Origin of the sequence: Phyllobacterium sp. (genome assembly GCF_037994405.1) — a bacterium.
Taxonomy (GTDB): Bacteria; Pseudomonadota; Alphaproteobacteria; order Rhizobiales; family Rhizobiaceae; genus Phyllobacterium.
On the sequence record NZ_JBBNAN010000131.1, the window covers coordinates 1 to 2,775 of the forward strand.

Sequence of the window (2,775 nt, forward strand, 5' to 3'; positions counted from 1 at the left end):
GTTCGGTCATCGGCAGCTTGGCGATCGCCTCGCGGTCGCCGATCAGCACCGTCTTGAACGGTTCAACCTCTTTTAGTTCGGGCTTCTCGGCGACCAGGGCAGGAACCCGATCAAGGCAGTAGATGACTTGGCTGTACATCGGGTGTTCGACCCAGAGCGTACCGTCCTGGTCGAAGGTCGCAATCCGCGCCTCGGGTGGGACAAAGGTTGGTTTCGCGCTGTCGGTCGTTGCCTGCACGAACTCGACTATCGCCGTCTTGGGTGCCGTGTCGTTCCATGACGGCAAGAGGTCCGTCTGAGCCTGCGCTGTTGCACTCGCCAGCAGCAGGAGCGCACCTGCGATTATGTGTTTGAAGAGAACGTTTAGCGATAGCATGGCAAGGTCTCCATTATGCGATAGAGCGGACGCCCCAAGGGCATCCGCTCCCAAGGGCTCGCTATTCGCCGGCGCGACGCTCCGATCGCATTTGTTTAACCTGTTGGACGACCTGCTCCAGATTGTAGCTGGCCGGATCCTGCATCGGTGGGTAGTCGACATAGCTCTGGAGTTCCTTCAGCCACAGGACCTGACCGATTGGCAGGAGGTTCCAGTCGTATATGTAGGCGGTGACAGGCCCGGCAAGAGCCCCGCCCTGGCCGAAGAGGGTCTTAATCTGCTGCCCGACCGAGGTTTCGAACGGGTCGCGCTTGATGTTGACGACCTGGGTCCAATGGTAGGGGACTACCCCGTTGAGGAAGCCTTCGGGCGAATCTGACACCATCGCGAAGTACATCTTCCAGTTCTTGTAGCGCACGGCAGACGGGTCCTTGCCGGAATAGTAGAAGAACGTATCGCGGGCGGATTTATCCGACTTGCCTTCGAGATATTCCCGCTGATTGACTCCGTCGAGCGTGGTTTTGACAATCCCGGGATAGGCACCCTTCTCGATTTCTGCCTTAAGCTCGTTACCCTTCGGACCGCCGGCTATGTCGACCAGTGTAGGCAGCCAATCGAGCGAGGCGAATATGTCGTTCTTCACCGTTCCAGGCTCGATATGACCGGGCCAGCGCACGACCAGCGGGGCACGCATTCCGCCTTCCCAGGTGGTCAGCTTGCCACCCTTAAACGGGGTCGTGCCGCCGTCGGGGAAGGTGATGGTTTCCGCGCCGTTGTCGGTGGTGAAGGCGATGATGGTGTTGTCGAGCTGTCCCATCTCATCGAGTTTTTTCAGCACGTAGCCGATATTGTCGTCCATCTGCTTCATGCCGGCTTCATTGACGCCCCAGTCCTTGCCGCCGGGCTCGCCCACCATTCCCATGTATTTGTCCGGCAGTACGGTGGTGACGTGCATGCGCGCCGGGTTGTACCAGACGAAGAACGGCTTGTTGGTCTTCTTCGGGTCATTACGGTCGAGGAAGTCGATGACGTGGCTGGAAATCTCCTCGTCCACCGTCTTCGAGCGTTCCAGCGTCAGCGGGCCTTCGTCCTTGCAGCTTTGGTTGGCGGCGGTCCCATCGGAGGACTTGCAGGCCAGCATCGGACGCGGCGGCGTCAGGCAAGTCGTCTTCGCAGGGTCGACCGCAGCCGGATCTTCCTGAAGCCCAGGGATCGGCGTGTTCTTGCACGGCGGTGCAACCGTCTGCTCGGTCGGCGTCTTGTTGATGTCGGGGAAGCTTACCCCTTGCATGGCATCAAGGTGATAGAGATATCCCCAGAACTCGTGAAAACCGTGAGCGGTCGGCAGCGCATCGGTGTGATCGCCAAGGTGGTTCTTGCCAAACTCGCCGGTGTTATAGCCGAGGTCGCGCAGGAACCATGCCAGCGACGGTGTGCCGGGTCGCAGATACGAGGGGCTGCCCGGCAGTTGCGGCGGGATCATGCCGGTGCGCAGCGGATGCATCCCGGTAAAGAATGCGTTCCGCCCCGCCGTGCAGCTTTGCTCGGCATAATAGGTCGTGAACATCGCGCCTTCCTGGCCGATGCGATCAATGTTGGGCGTTTCCCCGACCATCAAGCCGCGGTGATAAATACCCGGCTGCATCCAGCCGATATCATCGCCCATGATGAACAGGATGTTAGGCTTATTTTGCGCGTCCTGCGCCTCGGCCGGTGCGAACGCTCCGCAGAACACCGCCCCGGCAACTAGCGCGCCAAAGCTGTACTTCAGGATTCTCCCAGTCATTTTCAGCTCCTCCGTTTGACGTTAAGTCCTTATTTTTTGACGAGGTGATGGAGACCGCGTTGGGCGGCCTGAAACGTACCTCCCAGCTGTACGAAACAACGATGTGAGCAATGCCTGATCAGGTATTCGATTGGTACGCAGTGTACGCAAATTCGCAGCCGTGAGGTGCCGTCCGTTTAAACGCCGTCTAAAGTATTTTCTTCGCGGGTATGCCTGCTATTTTCAAATTATAGTTAGATCGGTTGTCAGTGAAGTACGTAACAGTTACAAACCAGAATATCGTCGGCAAACCCCTAAAGTTTTAATTATTCAACTTCTACAAGTTTATTCCGATGAATTCTCCTTCGGCCCTTAGATTGATGGAATGCGCGTCAACACTCCGTCGCGCGCTGCGTTGATGACGGGCCGCTATTCCATGCGCTCCGGTCTTTCACTTGTTGCAGTTGCCGGAACACCTATTTCGCTGCCGGAGAAGGAAGTCACCATGGCAGAGATGCTACACGACGCAGGTTGCGCGACGGCGATCTTCGGTAAATGGCATCTCGGTGCACAAACTTACAGTCGGCCGCAAAATCAGAGGTTCGATGAATTCTACGGTATCCCTCCCAATGAC

The 2,775-nt window shown here is 57.5% G+C and carries 2 protein-coding genes and 1 pseudogene; 1 reads left to right on the top strand and 2 read right to left on the bottom strand.

The features are described 5' to 3' along the window. Both AAAC48_RS08175 and AAAC48_RS08180 read right to left on the bottom strand, forming a co-directional pair. Positions 1-376 (bottom strand): annotated as a pseudogene (locus AAAC48_RS08175) (haloacid dehalogenase-like hydrolase); the annotation flags it as partial. Positions 377-437: 61 nt separating this feature from the next. Beyond that, a complete protein-coding gene (locus AAAC48_RS08180) occupies positions 438-2,162 on the bottom strand; it encodes an arylsulfatase (RefSeq protein WP_340653710.1) in 1,725 nt (574 codons plus the stop codon). Between the two features lie 364 nt (positions 2,163-2,526). Here AAAC48_RS08180 and AAAC48_RS08185 point away from each other — a divergent pair. Further along, positions 2,527-2,775, top strand: a 249-nt coding sequence (locus AAAC48_RS08185) for a sulfatase-like hydrolase/transferase (RefSeq protein WP_340653711.1), incomplete at its 3' end; no start/stop codon positions are given.